This window comes from Sphingobacterium sp. MYb388 (genome assembly GCF_037479535.1).
GTDB classification, from domain to species: Bacteria; Bacteroidota; Bacteroidia; order Sphingobacteriales; family Sphingobacteriaceae; genus Sphingobacterium; species Sphingobacterium anhuiense.
Map to the genome: position 1 here is coordinate 547,494 of NZ_JBBGYV010000003.1, position 19,278 is coordinate 566,771.

Here is a 19,278-nt window from a genome sequence, read left to right on the forward strand (position 1 = left end):
TAAGGATTTTACTTAAAAATTTAGCAAAATAGTATAGATGATTGCTAAAGTTGTTGTATATGTTAATTAAAAAGGAGTATTTAGTCCGGTGATGTGGTATCAGATATTTTTTTCGCATATTAATAAAAAAGGCTGCCCCTTTATTGAAGAGGCAGCCTTTAAATAGGATAAGATGTTGATTAAAAATTTCCTTTATTCACATCCCACCATAGACGTGTACCGCCGTTATCAGCACCGCCAAGTAATGAAATGGCATTCTGTACCTCAGCTGCATTCGTGTTGTACTCATTTTGTGGAAATGGTAAACGACGGATCTGAATCTTAGTGTCAATAAGACCAGCGCTATTATTCACCGCAACAGGGAATAATTTTGGATATCCGGTTCTACGGAACTCACTCCAGGCTTCTTGTCCTTCTGGGAAGATCGCTAACCATTTTTGTGTAATAATACGTTCCAACTTTTCTTCATTAGAGGCTGCATCATTCCATTGAATAGTTAAGTTAGTTGGTGCAGCTGCATTATTGCTTGCATTGAATGGATCAACGTAAGCAGCAGCTTTACTCGTATTGTCTTGTAAATAGGCCGATAAACCGCTTACGCCCCATTGTGCAAAAGAGGTTTCAACACCTTTTTCGTAAAGTGATTTTGCTGTTCCACCAACATTTGCCCAACCTCTCAATGCGCCTTCAGCACGTAAAAAATAGACTTCAGCAGCAGTCATTAAAATTGGGGCAGTGGTTGCTGTGAATGACGGCGTACTTCCTCCCGTATTAAGCGCTGATAACATCTGGTATTTGTCTTTTTCAATACCTGCTGCACCTGTACGGATACCAATGTATTTGCCCGCGAAGCCGGTTGTCTGTTTGTCAACTGGTACTGGCTCCATATATTTGGAAATACGTGGATCGCCGTAACCTGTCATGTATGACTGTAAAGAAGCATTCATACGGGTATCTGCCCAATTCTTTGAAATAAACCAAAGGGGATTGCTGAATGTACCGTCTGTAGGAACTTTTACTTTGAAGTTTTCACTATTCGCTTCAATAACGCCACCATTTGCTGGATCTAACGCTTTCTCTGCTTGTGCTTTTGCTAGTTGAGGTTCAACTTTTACAATACGCACAGCAAAACGCAAGCGAAGTGAGTTAGCTAATTTTAACCAGTTCTTAAAACGTGTTTGGTTATCCAAATTCGGATATACTAAATCGATCTCTTCAATTTTGTCGGTCATTGGACTTTGGGCATTAAATGACTTTAAAGCCTCCGTCGCTTCATCTAATTCTTTGAAAAAAGCAGTGTAAAGATCAGCTTGCTTATCATAAGGAATATCTCCAGATGTGCCTACTTTGCTATATGGAATAGGTCCGTAAATATCAGTTACACGATTAGCAGCAGCTACCTTAATTACTTTTGCGGCTCCGCCAAGTGCTGGATAGTTTTTATCCAATCCATTTTTTTGTAGTTTATCAATAGATTTGATCACATCAAGGTAAAGCACTTTAAAGGGTTCACCATTCCAGCCATTTACCATAGCGTAATTCAGGTTATTTTGACCGCTATTGAAAGGTGTAGGGGACATGAAATAACCAGAGAATACGTCGGCATTCAAATTTTGTTGAAGTTGATATGAATTTGGATCACCACCTCCAGAAAAATTGTAGATGGCCATCTGTGCTGTTTTGAAGAATAGTACTAAATCTTTTCCATCGGCAGCCAGGTCTTCATCTGTCAGGCCGTTGTTGTTTTTGTTATATTCTTCGAAGTTTTTTGTACAGCTGCTCATGGCACTTCCAAGTACCACAAAAGCTAACATCAACTTACTTATATTTTTGAAATTGTATTTCATCGTTGTTTTATTAAAAAGTTGCATTCAAAGTAAGACCATAATTACGAGTTGGAGGCATCATGAAGATATCGACTCCACTTAATGTATTGCCGGTAGACATGGTCACTTCCGGGTCAAAAGGTGCTTTCTTAGTAAAGTAGAATAGATTTCTGCCGACTGCCGAAACGCGGAGCTTTTTAAAGAAACTATCATTAAGATTAAAGTCATAGCCTAGCACTAATTCACGTAGTCGAACAACTGTTCCGTCATAAATATATTGACTGCTTACAGGTCCCATACCACCAACGGTTGTATACCATTTCTCTGCTGCAACATTTGTTACTTCAGCACCAGCAGCTGTAATGCCATTGATTGTTACACCTCCATTAGCGCGGGCATCTCCACTTGCTTTTGAAACACCATAACCGTCAAGAAGCGCTTGTGTTATGGACATCACTTCGTAATCAAACTTACCGTCGATCAAGAAACTTAAGTTGAAGTTTTTGTAACTAAAGCTATTGTTCAATCCCATTTGCCAAATAGGATTTGAATTTCCTAATTTGGTATAATTGGAATTCTTTTGGGGAGTACCGTCTGCCGAGACTAGAATACGGCCTTGATCATCACGAGCAAAATCTTGACCATAAATGTCACCAAAAGAACCGCCTACTTCAAATTTGGAAGCGTAATTGTTACGTCCATCTCCGGTTAATGCAAATTCTTTAATGCGATCATCTAATTTGATAATCTTATTTTTGTTATAAGTGAAGTTTAAACTTGTTGTCCAGGTAAAATTGTCATTCTTAATGGCATCTAATGACACTAATGCTTCAACCCCTTGATTTTGGATATCTCCAGCATTGATGGCATATTGATCATACAATGATGCTTGACTGGCAGCAATTTTGAAGAACTGATTCTTCGTATTTGTCTTATAGTAGGTTACATCTACGTTTAAACGGTTGTTCCACATACGCCATTCAGTACCAATCTCTAATGAATGTGTTTTCTCTGGTTTAAGACCCTTAAGAAAAGCAATATCATTGAGGTTGATAACACCATAAGCATTCAGATTATTGGTTAATAAGGTGGTGTAAGGAGGTAAATCATTACCAACGATAGCATATGAACCCCTAATTTTGGCCATGTTGACAAAATCAGGCATATTCAATTTGTCGTTTAAGACAACACCTAAACCTACTGATGGATAAAAGAATGAATTTGATTCTGTGAAAGCAAGTGTACTTGACCAATCATTACGAGCAGTTAAATCAAGATATAACCATTGATCGTATGATAGATTAGCACTGGCAAAAACAGATTGCAGTTGTCTTCTGTTATTTGATAAACCTGTCGGAGTAGGTGTAGTCGAATTCTGAATGATAAACTGATTTGGATATTGCAGACCTGCTGTTCCACTGGTGTAATCTACTCCTTCAGTCTTCCAGTCTGTAATACTTGTTCCCACGACACCGGTAATCTGAAGCTTATCGTTCACATTGAAGTTCATATTGGCGATTAGATCACCATATTGTTGTGTGATGGTTGTATTCGTGTAATTATAGCCGCCATTTGGTCTAGCTAAAATATTTTGAGTACCTGCATATATTTTTCGATCCCAAACTTCACTTGTACGATCTACACTTCCACGTGCTTGAACATTAATCCATGGTGCAATTTGATATTTGGCACTTCCATTTAATAATAAACGGTTTCTTTTAGAACTGTTCTGGTTTCTGTTTACGATCCACCATGGGTTTTGTTGGGTTGTAGGATCATCGGATAAAGTAAACCAGTTCTGATCATAAAGATTACGGCTTGGATTAAATTTCTCAAAATCTTTGTAAGGTGAAATATCAATACTACGAGGCAATAAATAAAGTCCTACTAGAGGATTATAATAAAAACCAGATGTTGGTGCATTATCCAATTTTTGGGTAATATAATTGGCACTTCCTTCAACCGTTAATTTGTCATCAAAGAATTTAGCACTTTCTTTCAGATTGAAATTGTGACGGGTCATGTCATTATTTGGCGTGATTCCTTTTGCTAAGGTGTTCGCGTAAGAAAAATAAGTTTGATTTTTCTCGTTTCCGCCTGATAATGTCAATGAATTTGTAAAATTACTCCCTGTTCTTAAGAACTTGTCAACATTATTAAAATTAGCTTGATCGCTTTTCTCTCCCCAACTGGATACACTTGTCGCACTAGATTTTCCACCCGATCCTTGTCCATATTGATTTTGAAATTCGGGTAAAGATGTTGCTTGTTCGATTTGTGCACTGGAAGAGAAATTGACGGTTGTACGTCCTCCTTTTCCAGACTTTGTTGTAATCAGAATAACACCGTTTGCCGCTTGGCTACCATATAAAGCCGCAGCAGATGCTCCTTTTAGTACAGAGATATTTTCAACATCTTCTGGATTGATCATAGCAATTGGATCTCCGGGATCGCGTTGGCCACCAAATACGTTATCAGGTTGTGTTCCTAATGTCTGATTATTGATAGGTACACCATCAACAACATATAATACCTGATTGTTGCCTGATGCAGATTTATTACCTCTAAGCACAACTTTAGCAGAACCGCCGGGGCCCGATGAACTGGAAGCAATATTGACACCTGCAACTTTACCATTTAGATTATTGGCTAAGTTGGTGCTTTTTACGCGATTCAGTTCATCACCTTTGAGTTGTTGGGTCGAATAAGTTAAGGATTTTTGAGAACGGCTAATTCCTAGTGCTGTAACGACTACACTTTCTAATTGTTGTGTCTGCGGTACAAGACTCACGTTGATAGTAGTCTCATTTGGCCCTAATGTAACAGTTTTGGTTTCGTAACCAATCACACTAATGCTCAAAATACGATTCTTATCGTCAACGTTAATTTGAAAAACACCATTAGCATCCGTAGAACTAGCTTTAGAAGTACCTAGAACTTTAATGGTTGCTCCAGCTATTGCGGCTTTAGATTGGCTGTCCACAATAGTACCCTTTACTTGATTATTTTGGGCATGGAGTAAAGATGCTGAAAAAAGCATTGTCGGAACAATACCCAGTATCTTTAATGTAGTTTGTAATTTACTATTCATTCAGTAATATGTGTTATGATCTAATTATGTCTTTACACATTTCATAAGAATAGATTTATTGTAAATGGCTAATTCAATTTAGCACATTGGTCAGTAGATGTCTCATATTGAAGATAGGTAGGATACGTAATTTCGCAAATGTGAATAAATATCAATACAAGGTAAAAATAAGAAGGATTCTTATTCTAGGAATCTAATGTACTACTGTTCTATAAAATTTAAAAGAGTTTTATAACATATGTGATATATTTTAACATTTTTTTCCTGTAAATAGCTATTTATCAGGTTGTTTTATTTCAATGTTTTTTACAGGGAAATTATGTTTTGTATCATAATTTGTTTTAATCTCATAAAATATATGTTCAGACGTACAGGGGGAGATCAAAAAAAATCGGCCAATACTTTAAGAGCTTAGCCGATTTTAAAAATACTGCTGTTTGTTTTATTATTCTGAGAGCTCAACAACGGGTTTGTTATTGACGCATTTTACTCCTTTGGGATATGTATATTTTCCTGTCGAACAATTCGGCTTTTCACGTTCTATGATATTCTTTTTTAAGGAATTGTAAAGTGCAATATCTTTCATGATTTCCGGACGTTCTGCTGTTCTAATATAAGCTATATGTTCAACTCCACAGTTTTTTAAGAGTATTGTCGTACCCCAGTTTCGGTTCCGCTACAAGTAAGATTATTCAGGTATTTGTCGATCTTTATTTTTAAAGGGGCAATACGTATTTTACTTTCTGATAAGCTTAAATCTTTTATGTACAGCAATTTGGCTTTTCCATTTACGCAGGAAAGTTGAGTGGGTTCACTATTAAACAAAATATACTCCTCACAGGGTTCGTAAATAATTCCTTCTTTGATACCGGCATTGACTTCGTTGGATCTAAGTGCTAGATATTCCTCCCATAGTTTGTTGAATTGTGATTTGAAACGTTTATGCACAGGGAAATAAACATGCCCACACCAAAAGTTGCTGACTTTTTCAATGTTCCAGTCGTTCAAATTTTCACATTTTTCTGAAGCAATGAGTTTATCAATTTCGGCTTTCTTTTCTTCAGCTTTAGCAGACCATTGTTCAGAAGTAAAATCGTCTTTTTTGCAAGCACTAAAAAGTAACATAAATAGAAACAAATAGCTGACTAGTTTTATAAATTTCATATCGAGTAAGTATAAAGTCTAAAAGACTAAAATCGGTTTATTATTTTCACATCGTACGGATTTGGGGGCGGGGCCACTATTCGGAGTACAATTTTGTAGTTCTTTATCTAATTGTGTTAGATGGAAATATAAGGTATTATATTCTGTAAGAATTGTATAAAATCCATTACGATATGTTTGATTAGCAATGGTTGGAATCCATATTTGGGAACAATCTTTTTTTATGCCAGTAACTATCCAATCATTCGCCGCGGTACATGGTTTATCTTTAAAGTAATGCTGCAGTGTTTCACTTCTTTCGTTTAGAGCCTTTCGTGTCTGTTCGGTATTGAAATCTTCGACAGTTTTTACCTTTGCAAATCCATTCTGGCATATGATTCCGAAATGTACAGGCATATGTAGAGATACAAAGTTTGGATATGGCCGATCATCAGCGTCCATGGCTTTTGTTAATAAATTAGTATGTTCTTTTTTTAGAAGATCATATTTGTTTTTTATTGTGGGAGAAACGGGTAAGTAACCTCGAGTATTTGGATCTAACAATAAGGTATCGACGTACCACTTGCTGATGTCTCCGCATGAAATACTTTGTGTCAACAATTGCATTTCTTGATATTTCTCTGATGCTTTTTTATAAAGCTCATCATAAGAAAGGTGATCTTTTTTACACGATAGTATCGTGAGCACTAAAAAAGAAAGTGTAAAAAATCGATAGATTTTCATTGCATTAAGGTTACATGGTTAATATTAGTTTATTAACCATGTAAACGTAACTAAAACAGGTTGTGCTACATGTGTTTTTTCCTTTTAAAGAGAAATTTTATTTTATCAGAATTGAAGATAATAATGGCAATGAAAATAAGGCCATATGCCCAGAACTTATAAGGATCTACCTGTTCCCGAAAGTATGTAACAGCGAGTGCGAATGCAATGATGGGATTAATATATAACATGATCCCCAGTGTCGAAGAAGATATTCTCTTTAAAGCATACATGCTCGAGAAGAGCGGTATGATTGTGAACAATAGTGCTATGGTTAAAGTAACAGTCCAAAATGTGCTGTCTTGAGGTATTGGACTTTGATCAACGAGCATTTGAGGTATAATGAATAATGTACAGATGGCAAGTTGGATTGCCAGCATATTGAGCTTGTCAAACCCTTGTATAATACGCTGTAATACCAAATAAAAGGCATATAGTGAGCCAATGGTTAAAGACCATAATACTTCTGTAAGTGATCCGGTTGCCAACATGCATACACCAGTAATAGCAATAAGTAAAGATACCTTTTGGGCTATATTTAAGTTTTCTTTTAAAATTAAATAGCCTGCTGCAGTCGTGATTAATGGACATAAGATGTAAGCAAAGGCACCGGCCTGTACACTGATGCTATTAATGCAGTAGATATACGTATACCAGTTTGCAAATAAAAGTATAGCCGAAATAAGGGTAAGATAGGTAATCTTAGTTCTGTTATTCTTGGGCAGTTGCCTAAAATAATTATAATCAGCTCTAATGTCGGCCTTTCTGAAAACGATATTGAAGAGCCAAAGAAGTGAAACGGCTAATATGATGCGGTAATGGAGGATATCTTCTGCTGACCAATTTTTTAATAAGCGTATAGGGACAGCCATAAACCCCCAGATTAAAGGACCTAAAAAAGCCGCTAAGAAATACTTTCCGCGGCCTTCAGTATCTTGTTCTATGTTTGCCATTAATCTTTCCAAGCAATCACGGAGATTTCTACATTTACATTTTTTGGAAGAGTCTTTACAGCAACACATTCACGTGCAGGCTGTGCTGTAGTGAAGTATTGTGCGTAGACTTCATTTACTGTAGCAAAGTCATCCATACTACTTAAGAAAATAGATGCTTTAACAACATCTTCAAATCCATAGCCTGCGTTTTTTAAGATGGCATCAACATTCTTTAACACTTGATGTGCTTCATCTGCAGCTCCTGTTGTGATTAATTCCATAGTTTCAGGAATTAAAGGAATTTGTCCGGAAACGTATAATGTTTTGTCAGCTTTTATAGCTTGGTTGTAAGGACCAATTGCGGCTGGTGCTTTTTCGGTATTTAAAATAATTTTTTGAGACATATGCTGGTATTTAGGATGCAAAGAAAAACTTGTAAATCAGCGCCAGAATGAAAACGATGATGGCTATAGCATTAATAATATGCATAGCTTTTAGATTGCCGTTCGTTGGGCGATTGGGGTCTTTTTTTCTAAAAAAGTACATGGAACTAAGTTACGCTAGTAAATTGATAATCGCAATGATTATCTTTAAACAATCAAAAATAAAAGATAATGAATAAACTCGCTTTAGTTGGTGGAAGAATTTTTTCAGATTATAATCTTATTGAAGATAAAACATTGCTTATTGAAAATGGAAAGATTACTGCAATAGTAGAGCCTAATCAAGTTCCAGCTGATTTTGAACAGATTGTTGTTAATGGAGCTAATATTTGTGCGGGTCTCATTGATTTACAGTTATATGGCGACGGTGATGATTTATTTTCGGCGCATTTGACTTCAGCATCTTTACAGCGCATTTCTGATCGTTTGGTTCGAAAAGGAACGACTTCATATATGATGACTTTAGCGACAAATACGTTTAAAGTTTTTCAAGAAGCGATTCAGGTTGCTGACAATTTTAAACATGATGCATTATTGGGCTTGCACCTTGAAGGGCCATTCTTGAATGCAAAGAAGAGAGGGGCTCACCCGGCTGATCTCATTGTAAAAGCAACAAAAGAAAATATTAAGGATTTGCTTGGCGAGCACAATACTGTTGTGAAAATGATGACCATTGCTCCGGAATGTATGGACGATGATGTTCTTGAGTACCTAAAATCGTATGAACTTTTATTAAGTGCAGGGCATAGTGATGCAACATTTAAGGAAGGCACTAAAGGTTTTGATTTGGGGATTCCCACAAGTACCCACCTATTTAATGCGATGTCTTCTTTACATCATCGGGAGGTTGGTATGGTAGGAGCTATTTTCAATCATCCAACAGCATGTTCGAGTATAATTACAGATGGACATCACGTCAGTTTCGAGGCCGTTAAAGTGGCTAAAAAACAAATGGGCGAACGATTGTTTTTGATATCAGATGCAGTTGCTGCTTGTGCAAAAGGAATCTATCAACATGTGTTGAATGACGGTTATTATTCACTGCCCGACGGGACGATTTCGGGAGGAGCCATTTCTTTATTTGAATCGGTTAGAAATATAGTGCAACAGGTTGGTGTTCCATTGGACGAGGCGATACGGATGGGAACTACTTATCCAGCAAGACTGCTAAAGCGTACAGATATTGGAAACCTGAATATAGGAAGTATAGCTAATGTGATCATTTTTACTTCTAATTTTGAACTTCAAGATGTTCTGGTTAAAGGAAAGTTAATATCGCGCTAGTGCTCTTGATACAAATCCATAATCCGTACATTTGTAACTTATTTTGAAATAATTCCTTAACATTTTTTAATGAAACATCACTTATTAATACTTTCAGTTGCTTTATTCTTATTTTCATGCTCTTCCAAAAAGAATAGAAAAACAGAAGAGGTAAAAGCCACACCTGCTGTAATTGTACAGCATCCGGATAAAAAGGATAAACCGCAACGTGAAAAGGTTAACATTAATATACAAGAGAAAAAGATTGAAGCACCAAAAGAAATCGCTGTGGAGCTTCCTGAAGTGCAACGTGAATTTCGTGCTGCATGGATCGCATCTGTCGCAAATATAAATTGGCCAAGTAAAAACTTTTTATCTACGGATGAACAAAAACAGGAAGCGATCCAGATTTTAGAATTTTTGAAAGCAAATAATTTCAATGCAGCTATTTTTCAGGTTCGCCCCTCGTCGGATGCGATGTATAAGAGTGATCTCGAGCCTTGGTCATATTTTTTAACAGGAGAACAAGGGAAAGCTCCTTTTCCATATTATGATCCTTTGGAATTTTGGGTTGAAGAGGCACATAAGCGGGGGATTGAATTACATGTTTGGTTAAATCCTTATCGTGCTCACCATACTTCTGGCGGTAAGTTGACAGAGGCATCTATGGCTAAAAAGATGCCCAATTCCGTTGTCCGTTTGAAGCAGGGATGGTATTGGTTTGATCCATCAAAACAATCTACTCAAGACCATGCTGCCCGTGTAGTAATGGATATTGTAAAACGTTATAACATTGACGGGGTACATTTTGATGATTATTTTTATCCTTATGCGGAATATAATGGAGGGCAGGATTTTCCGGATAATGACAGTTGGAATGATTACAAAAAGAATGGTGGTACATTGGCTCGTGCAGATTGGCGTAGAAATAGTGTAAACACATTCATTGAACGGATCTATAAAGAAATAAAAGCTGAAAAGAATTTTGTGAAATTTGGTATTAGTCCTTTTGGGATCTGGAAACCAGGTTATCCGGCAGGTATTCAAGGATCTAGTCAATATGATCAATTGTATGCAGATGCAAAGCTATGGCTTAATAAAGGCTGGGTCGATTATTATACGCCACAATTGTATTGGCCTATACAGCCTGCTAAGCAAAGTTTCACAACTTTATTGAAATGGTGGGAGAGTGAAAATACAATGCACAGACATCTTTGGCCAGGTATCAATACTGTCGGGAAACGTACAGCAGAATATTCAACTGAAATTGTAAATCAAATTGCTGCGATGCGTAATATCGTGCCAGATAGCAAAGGTATTGTTCATTGGAGCTTAGCCGGTTTAATTAAAAACCCTACGATGACAAGAGCAATTTTTGAAGGTCCTTACCAAAATAAAGTATTGATACCTAGAACGCCTTGGTTGAATGCAAATCCGATGCTGAAGCCAACTTTGTTGTTGACAGCAGAAAAAGATTTTGTTTTTGCAAAGTGGCAACATAAACAAGTAGATCAAGTTTATCACTGGATACTTTACTGCAACTATGGTGGTGAGTGGTCATATGAGATTTTTGATCCTTCGGTTACTGCCAAGCAACTTGCAAAAAGTAAGAATGGTAAAAAGTTACAGTATGTGGCAGTAAAAGCAGTGGACCGTCTGAGTAATGAGAGTCCATATATGGCGGAAAAGATTAAGTAATTTAAAATAAATCTATTAAAAGGGATATCCAAAAAGGTATCCCTTTTTTTTGTTCTGCGAATTCGTGTTTTGATGTGGTAGCGTACATTATAGTCTCGGTGTCTTAATTACATTGCTTGATAACAAGCGATTTGGAGTTCGTATTTATCTGAAGTATATTTAGATATGGAAGATACTTATAAAAAAGCTGGTGAATCTGTTATACGGATATCTCAGTTGATGTTACCCTCTAACGCCAACTTTGGCGGAAAGATTCATGGCGGCTATATTTTGTCATTGATGGATCAAATTGCTTTTGCAGTTGCCTCCAAGTTTTCCGGAAATTATTGTGTGACAGCGTCCGTTGGAAAAGTGGACTTTCTAAAGCCTATTGAAGTAGGGGAGTTGGTAACACTTATCGCTTCGGTCAATTATGTAGGAAATAGTTCGATGGAAGTTGGAATTCGTGTTGAATCGATGAATATTCAATCTGGTGAGACAAAACACTGCAATTCATCATATTTTACAATGATTGCGAAAAATGCTGAAGGCAAATCTGTTCGTGTTCCGCGACTTATATTGGAAAGTGAAAAGGAGATCTTTCGGTTTTATAAAAGTGTGATTAAAATCGAAATTGAGAAGGAGAGAGAGCGGGCTACCCTCGATTTGGAATTTGACTCTCAAGAACAACAGGAATATATCAGACAACATTACGATGTGAAAATAAATTTGTGATGATGGTGATAATAATTTAGTGGTGCGGTCTTTTGCATATTGTATTTTTTGTTTTTAAGGTTTATCAATCGATTGTATGATAACTTAATGATTTTCAAGTGTGTTTTATGGCATTTTTTGAAAATAATTACGCATAATCTTGCAAAGCTTAGAACCTTTTTATACTATTGTAAAGTAATTCGTATAAACCTGTCGGGATCGAAACATCCGATATAAACAATTGCTACTAACTAAATTATTATCATGAATAAAAAATTACTCTTATTCTGTTCGGGAGTGATGTTATCTACCAGTTTGTGGGCACAAACGAAAACTATTTCGGGAAAAGTGACCAATGCATCTGATGGGACATCAATGTCGAATGTGACTGTAAGCATCAAAGGCAAAGCAGTAAGTACGCAGACCAATCCAGATGGAAGTTTTACCATTAAAGCAGATCCTGGAGATGTGCTTATTTTTAGCACTATTGGTTCCAAACCATTGCAACAGACTGTTGGCTCAAGCTCTACCGTCAATATTGCCCTTTCCAACAGTGAAGAAGCATTGACCGAGGTAGTTGTAACTGCTATGGGGATAAAGAAGGAGAAAAAAGCTTTAGGTTATGCTGTTCAGGATATTAAGGCCGACGAGCTGATGAAGAATAAAAATCCTAATGTGATCAATTCTCTGAATGGTAAGATTGCAGGTGTGAATGTAACCAACTCTGGAGGTTCCCCCGGAGGTTCGGCATCTATTGTTATTCGTGGTGGCACATCTTTAGAAAGAGATAATCAACCTTTGTTTGTTATTGATGGTATGCCCATGGATAATTCGACTGGTCAAGGTGATAATTCAGCATTTGACGGAAATACAAATATTTCAACGACAAATGGTAATCGAGCATTAGATATTAATCCCGAAGATATTGAGTCTATTTCAGTATTAAAAGGCCCGGCTGCTGCTGCGCTTTATGGTTTGAGGGCAGCGGCCGGGGCTGTGGTTATTACCACAAAGAAGGGTAAAGAAGGTGCAACTTCTATTGGTATTAATTCGCGTATCGGTACTAATTGGGTTAATCGTCTGCCAAAGCAACAGGATAAGTTTAAACAAGGATCATATTACAATGGTTTATTTATTCCTGAAACTAGCTTATCCTGGGGTGATGCTTTTAAAGATGGGGAGAAAATCTATAATAATATGGAAGATTTCTATCAAACCGCAACTACATATGATAATTCATTTAATGTTTCTGGCGGATCTGCAAAAGGGAACTTCTATCTATCGGGTTCAAATATTAAACAGAGCGGTGTTGTGCCAACAACAGATTTCGACCGGACTACATTTCGATTTAATGCAGAGCAGAAAACAGATATCTTTACCTTTGGTGCTAATGCTTCTTTTGCACGTTCCTCAACTCGTAAAACTTTAACTGGATCTGGTTTATGGGGTGGTTCTGGTTCGGGCTATATGGAATCTATAATTGCTTGGCCGAGAAATTCAAATATGCGAGATTGGATAAATCCTGATGGTTCACAGCATTTATTATTGCCAAATATTCCATTGTTAGATAATGCGGATAATCCATATTGGACGATTAATAAGAATCCACAAAATGATAAAACAGATCGTTTTTTAGGTACTGCTTATGCCTCTGCTAAAATTACGAGTTGGTTAGATGCTACATATCGTCTAGGTATCGATAATTATACTACGGATTTTAGTACATTAATTTCTCCTGGATCTGCAGTCAAATTGGCCTGGCAGAATGGTATGCTTTCTGAAGGAAAAAGACAATACTCCTATTTGAATTCAAATTTCATGTTAAATTTCCATAAAGTAATTGCTGAAGACTGGGATTTAAATTTGTTATTAGGGACTTCTGCTGAAGATACTCACATACAGGCAAATTCTTTACGTGCAGAAAATTTTTCTATTCCAAATTTTCAAAGTATCAATAATGCCGAAAATGGAGATAAATATTTAAATCAAGTAATCACGGATAAGCGCTTATTAGGTGTTTATGGTGAATTTAGAGCGGGATATAAAAATTTGGCGTTCTTTAGTGTTACTGGAAGAAATGATTGGTCTTCAACTTTGCCAATCCAAAACCGTTCATTTTTCTACCCATCTGTTTCAGGAAGTTTAATTTTCACTGAGCTAATGGAAAAGAATGATATGTTATCATTTGGAAAATTACGAGCATCGTATGCTCAAGTGGGAAAAGATGCTCCGGCATATCAAACCAATACTTATTTGTTTGGTCCTGAATTAACGATAGGTGGAGGTTATAGAAATGCCTGGACACGAGGTAATGATCAATTAAAACCTGAGACAACAACCTCTATGGAATTTGGTACGGAATTGAAATTCCTAAAAAATAGATTGGGGCTAGATTTTACATACTATCAAAATAATTCGAAAGATCAAATCTTACAACCTCGTGTTTCAAACGCTACAGGTTATATCTTAAGTTATGTAAATACGGGTGAAATTGAAAATAAAGGTTTTGAGATTTCGTTAAATGCAACTCCAATAAAACGAGATCATTTCACTTGGGATATGATGTTGAATTTTTCACATAATAAAGGTGTTGTTAAATCGCTTCCTGCGGCACTCCCAATATTATATGTTACTGATGTGCAGGTGGGAAACGGTAAAGCTGCTTCTTTTGGTAATGGGAATTTTATGGGCCTGTCGGGATCAACATGGCAGAAGGATGCAGACGGAAATCTTTTATTAGATTGGGAAACAGGAAATCCTTTGACATCCACATTGACTACTACACCAATTGGCAATCGTGAACCAGATTTTATTGGAGGATTAACTAATAATTTCACGTATAAAAATTGGGATTTTTCATTCTTATTTGATTTTCGTAAAGGTGGAGATATCTTGAATGGGACAGAATATCTGATGACAACTTATGGGCTTAGTAAAGAAACAGAAAATAGAGGCCAGACACTTACCTTTACAGGGAAATCTTTAAATCCAGTTACAAAAGAATACGAGACAGTAACGCGTGAAGTTATTGCTACAGAAAAATATTATCGAGATATTTATGCAAATAACACTCCTTTTTTTGTTGAAAAAGTTAATTGGTTGCGTTTACGCTCGGTTTCATTGACTTATAGTTTACCATCATCTATCTTAAAAAGATCCAAAGTTTTCAAAGGTGCTTCTTTTAATGTAACCGGAACAAACTTGTGGTTGCTTACAAATTATTCAGGGATGGATCCGGAGACAAGTGCAGCGGGGGCGGGTGTTATCGGATCAGGTTCGGTAGGTATTGATTATGCAGGCGTTCCTGCAACTGCTGGATTTACATTTGGTGTTAATTTAAAATTCTAACGTAATGAAAAAAATATTTTATATAGCCACAACTTCTATACTATTGCTACTCAATTCTTGCAGTAAATGGTTAGATGTCAATGAAAATCCTAATTCTGCGAATTCAACAGTACCTACACCTCAACAACGACTGCCATCAATGTTGGCTCAGTTTATCGATGGATATGAGTCTGCAGGTACACGTACTTCATTTTTAGGTCAACAATTGGCAGTTGTAAATGCTAACAACAACAACTGGAATTTAACCAGGTGGAATTCAACAGCTTCTTCAACAGGCTGGCCTTGGCAATCATGGTATGTGAATACTGCGGTAAATATTGATCCATTAATTGAGAGTGCAACTAAAGTTGGAGCTTACCACTATATTGGAGTAGCAAAACTGATTAAAGCTTGGGGCTTTGGTTATATGGCTGATTTATATGGAATGTTGCCGTATGACGAGTTTGATAAAGTTAATAATCTCACACCTAAGTTTGATGATGGAGAATATGTGTACACCAAAATTTTAGCTTTAATTGATGAGGCTATCTTAGATTTGTCTAAAGAACAAGCTTCTGGAGCAGCTCCATTATCTGCCGGAGACATTTATAATAAGGGAAACGTACAGAATTGGTTGAAATTAGCTTATGGATTAAAAGCTAGATTTTTAAATCATTATAGTAAATTACCTACATATAACTCACAAGCTGTATTAGACGCTTTGGCGAAAGCTCCAATTTTAAATGATGAGAGTACAATTATACAATATATCGATGAGACAGCTACGACAAGTGATCAGAGTAAAGCTTCTTTGCAGTGGGGGAATACTGGGACTTCAGCCCGTATTACGCAATTATATTATAATTATATTACCAATAATTATCATGGCGCCCCCTCTGGTAATGCTAATGTTATTGATCCGCGATTAAACTTATTAGTTCCAAGTTCTCAGAATCCAGATGGCAGTTATCGTCAAACCTTATTTGTAGATATGACTTCGGATTTGCCAAAAACAGGCCCTGCTTCTTATGTTTATGCCAGCGCGACAAATAAATTTTCAAATAAAGATTCTGTTTATATTTCAATGCGTAAGGAGGTTGCAGCAAATGGACGAGTACTTTCAACAGGAACTTGGTATACTGAAAAAGGAGGTAAAGGATTATTATTAACTAATTCTGAAATGAAGTTCATTGAAGCAGAAGTTCGCTTTAAAAAAGGAGAATTGGGAGCTGCGCTAACCGCTTATCAAGCCGGTATCAAGGCGCATATGGAAATAATGGGTGTTAAGGCTTCTGATGTAGCAGCATATATGGCAAGTTCTTCCATAGTGCAGGAAGCTGGAAAATTAACTTTAAGTCATATCATGATTCAAAAATATATCGCTCTTTCGTACTCCCCTGAGCAATGGTCTGACTTGAGAAGAATGAATTATTGTACGGATGCATCAGGGAATTACAATGAATCAACGGGTATTTATAAAGGATTTAAAAGGCCGTCCCATGTATTTGCCACTGCTTATCCGTCGCAAATTGAATGGCCTAGACGGTTTGCAATTCCATCTTATGAAATTAATTATAACCTAACTCAAGTAAAAGCGGCTAATGCGGAAGCGGATTTGCCAACATATCAAAATCAACGTATTTGGTGGGATAAATAAAAAATAATTAGGGTTTACATTTTTTTGTAAACCCTTTTATATATTAGTGAAATGAGATATTTTTATTTTCTATTTTTATTTTTTGCCATTCGTTCATTTGCGCAGACATCTGAAATTATTCAAAAACCAATTATTTGGAATGCTGAGCGTGAGCAATTGTCTTTAGATTATTTGAAAAAAAGGCATGGTATTGTACAGCAAAAAGCCATTATTAAGCCAACAATGGTAGTAGTGCACTGGACCGCGAATAACAGTGTTCAGGCAACATTTAATACATTCAATCCAGTGCTATTGCCCGGAAGGCCTGAACTCAGAAAAGCAAGTGCTTTAAATGTTTCTTCCCAATATGTTATTGACAGAGATGGAACAATTTATCAGTTTTTACCCGATACAGTGTTTGCGAGACACACTATTGGTTTAAACTATTGTGCTATCGGTATTGAAAATATTGGAGGAGATAAGTATCCACTTACCGAAAAGCAGTTAAAAGCAAATGAGAAGCTGATTAGATACTTGAAAAGTAAGTATCCGATTGATTTTGTAATTGGCCATCATGAATATAGAGCTTTTCGAAAGACTAAATATTGGAAAGAGACTGATCCTGATTATTTTACGTCTAAATCAGATCCAGGGGATGCCTTTATGTTAAAGCTGAGGGGAAATCTGACTGATTTGAAACTTTTATCTTTATAATAGATCGAATCGATCAATGAAATAAAAGGAGCTCGTATGGGTTCCTTTTTTTGTTATTTATTTTTTTTTGAGGATTTCATTGCATTTGAGGAGTTTTTTTGTCGCTTTTGATCCCCGAAAGATATTTCTCTTATCTTTTTCTTAAGAAAGTGTTGTTTGCTGTTTTATGCTACATTCTGCATATGTATCAGTAATGTTACATTAAGGTGTATCTGTTACACTATTTGAACCACTTTTACATCTTTAAATTTTGTTTAATATGTTGTTATTTAATTAGTTGCGTTATTGAAGTGATTTTTTCTGTTAAAAAATGTTAAATAAATAGCAATTGAATATGGATAAAATAAAAGTGATCACTTACTTTGTTTTGCGTTTTTATGAGTTATTTAATTTAAAAAACGAAAACATCTACTTACATTTATTGACGAATTATCAACTATTTGGCAGTATGGTAGATATGCTGTCATCAATTTTAATTTAACTATGAAAAGACTATTTGCATTCCTTGCATTGACAAGTTTTCTTACTTTCAATTCGTGTGCTAGTAAATCAGCAATTGTAAGCAAGACTTCTTCTGTTATTAATAATTCAGAAATCTTACCTGGAGCAGATCAACTTGCAATTTATTTACCAATGCTAAAAGGTAAGAAGGTTGGGATAATGGGGAATCAAACTTCTGTTGTTGGACGATCAAAGGAACATTTGGTTGATCTATTATTTCGGGAGAAAGTGGATTTAAAATTCGCTTTTGCTCCTGAGCATGGATTTAGAGGTGATGTAGAAAGGGGGGAGAAATTTGGAAATGATGTTGACTCAAAAACAGGATTGCCTTTATATACTTTATATGGCGGTAATCAGAAACAGGATTCAATCATAAACACTATCGATGTTATGATTTTCGATCTTCAGGATGTAGGTGCTCGATTTTATACTTATATCACTTCGTTGCATCGTGTCATGGAATTATGTGCAAAACATAATAAGAAATTGATTGTTTTGGATCGACCTAATCCAAATGGAGATCAAGTAGACGGTCCAGTAAGACATGATGATAAATTTAAATCTGATGTTTCATGGCACAAAATAGCGATGATTCACGGGTTGACAATTGGTGAATTGGCGAAAATGGTTAATGGTGAAAAATGGTTAGAAAATGGAAAGCAATGTGATGTTACGGTTGTCCCTGTAAAAGGATATGATCATAAGATGATGTATGAACTGCCGGTTATTCCCTCACCAAGTCTTCCAAATGCGTTATCGGTTCGGCTGTATTTATCATTATGTCTTTTTGAGGGGACTGATATTTCCGTGGGACGTGGAACGGACTGGCCATTTCAAATTATTGGTTATACCAATCCAGTTTACGGTTCATTTACTTTTACTCCAGGTGATCGCCATGGTATGACAAAACATGTGGAAGGTAAAGGCGCTGTTAATTATGGTGTTGATCTGCGAAATATAATTCCTTCAGAGCACAAGTTTACCCTGAAATATCTCTTGGATTTTTACAATAAAACTCCTGATAAGTCAACTTTCTTTGCTCGACCTGCCTTTTTTGACAAGCTAGCGGGAACAGATCAATTAAGACTGCAGATTCTTGCGGGTAAATCGGAAGAAGAAATTAGAGCATCATGGGCTAAGGATTTAGACGCATATAAATTGATGCGTAAAAAATATTTGATCTACCCAGATTTTAAATAAAACAAACAAACTAAATATCAATATA

14 protein-coding genes are annotated in these 19,278 nt (G+C 36.2%); 7 read left to right on the top strand and 7 right to left on the bottom strand.

Translation table 11 applies throughout. The features are described from left to right. Positions 1 to 179 precede the first annotated feature (179 nt). The 7 genes from WH188_RS12740 to WH188_RS12770 all read right to left on the bottom strand — a co-directional run bounded on the left by WH188_RS12740 (position 180) and on the right by WH188_RS12770 (position 8,324). A complete protein-coding gene (locus WH188_RS12740; protein WP_132769400.1) occupies positions 180 to 1,847 on the bottom strand; it encodes a RagB/SusD family nutrient uptake outer membrane protein in 1,668 nt (555 codons plus the stop codon). Positions 1,848 to 1,857: 10 nt separating this feature from the next. After that, a complete protein-coding gene (locus WH188_RS12745) occupies positions 1,858 to 4,917 on the bottom strand; it encodes a SusC/RagA family TonB-linked outer membrane protein (protein WP_021191960.1) in 3,060 nt (1,019 codons plus the stop codon). A 642-nt stretch (positions 4,918 to 5,559) separates the two neighbouring features. Continuing rightward, positions 5,560 to 6,081 carry a hypothetical protein gene (locus WH188_RS12750; protein WP_132769398.1) on the bottom strand — a complete coding sequence of 174 codons (522 nt, stop codon included), beginning with the start codon at positions 6,079 to 6,081 and terminating at the stop codon, positions 5,560 to 5,562. An 18-nt stretch (positions 6,082 to 6,099) separates the two neighbouring features. Continuing rightward, positions 6,100 to 6,804: a hypothetical protein gene (locus WH188_RS12755; protein WP_132769397.1), complete on the bottom strand. Its 705-nt coding sequence runs from the start codon at positions 6,802 to 6,804 to the stop codon at positions 6,100 to 6,102. Positions 6,805 to 6,869: 65 nt separating this feature from the next. Then, positions 6,870 to 7,796 (bottom strand): EamA family transporter, encoded by a 927-nt coding sequence (locus WH188_RS12760; RefSeq protein WP_021191957.1) that lies wholly within the window; start codon positions 7,794 to 7,796, stop codon positions 6,870 to 6,872. After that, positions 7,796 to 8,182 (bottom strand): RidA family protein, encoded by a 387-nt coding sequence (locus WH188_RS12765; RefSeq protein ID WP_021191956.1) that lies wholly within the window; start codon positions 8,180 to 8,182, stop codon positions 7,796 to 7,798. The genes WH188_RS12760 and WH188_RS12765 overlap by 1 nt, the downstream gene beginning before the upstream one ends. Positions 8,183 to 8,192: 10 nt before the next feature. Next, complete coding sequence (locus WH188_RS12770) at positions 8,193 to 8,324, bottom strand: DUF6728 family protein (RefSeq protein WP_310437834.1); 132 nt, start codon at positions 8,322 to 8,324, stop codon at positions 8,193 to 8,195. Positions 8,325 to 8,392: 68 nt separating this feature from the next. On the opposite strand from WH188_RS12770, the gene nagA reads away from it, so the two are divergent. The 7 genes from nagA to WH188_RS12805 all read left to right on the top strand — a co-directional run bounded on the left by nagA (position 8,393) and on the right by WH188_RS12805 (position 19,253). Next, a complete protein-coding gene (gene nagA / locus WH188_RS12775; RefSeq protein ID WP_132769395.1) occupies positions 8,393 to 9,505 on the top strand; it encodes an N-acetylglucosamine-6-phosphate deacetylase in 1,113 nt (370 codons plus the stop codon). A gap of 69 nt (positions 9,506 to 9,574) precedes the next feature. Further along, the gene (locus WH188_RS12780; protein WP_132769394.1) at positions 9,575 to 11,182 is read left to right on the top strand and encodes a glycoside hydrolase family 10 protein; all 1,608 of its coding nucleotides are present in this window, start codon (positions 9,575 to 9,577) and stop codon (positions 11,180 to 11,182) included. 165 nt (positions 11,183 to 11,347) lie between these two features. Continuing rightward, entirely contained in the window at positions 11,348 to 11,896 is a 549-nt protein-coding gene (locus WH188_RS12785) for an acyl-CoA thioesterase (RefSeq protein ID WP_132769392.1), read from the top strand. 243 nt (positions 11,897 to 12,139) lie between these two features. Continuing rightward, positions 12,140 to 15,223: a SusC/RagA family TonB-linked outer membrane protein gene (locus WH188_RS12790; protein ID WP_132769390.1), complete on the top strand. Its 3,084-nt coding sequence runs from the start codon at positions 12,140 to 12,142 to the stop codon at positions 15,221 to 15,223. A 4-nt stretch (positions 15,224 to 15,227) separates the two neighbouring features. Beyond that, a complete protein-coding gene (locus WH188_RS12795; protein ID WP_021191952.1) occupies positions 15,228 to 16,859 on the top strand; it encodes a SusD/RagB family nutrient-binding outer membrane lipoprotein in 1,632 nt (543 codons plus the stop codon). A 51-nt stretch (positions 16,860 to 16,910) separates the two neighbouring features. Further along, positions 16,911 to 17,552: an N-acetylmuramoyl-L-alanine amidase gene (locus WH188_RS12800; protein WP_132769388.1), complete on the top strand. Its 642-nt coding sequence runs from the start codon at positions 16,911 to 16,913 to the stop codon at positions 17,550 to 17,552. A gap of 483 nt (positions 17,553 to 18,035) precedes the next feature. Next, entirely contained in the window at positions 18,036 to 19,253 is a 1,218-nt protein-coding gene (locus tag WH188_RS12805; protein ID WP_168127625.1) for an exo-beta-N-acetylmuramidase NamZ family protein, read from the top strand. Positions 19,254 to 19,278: the final 25 nt, after the last annotated feature.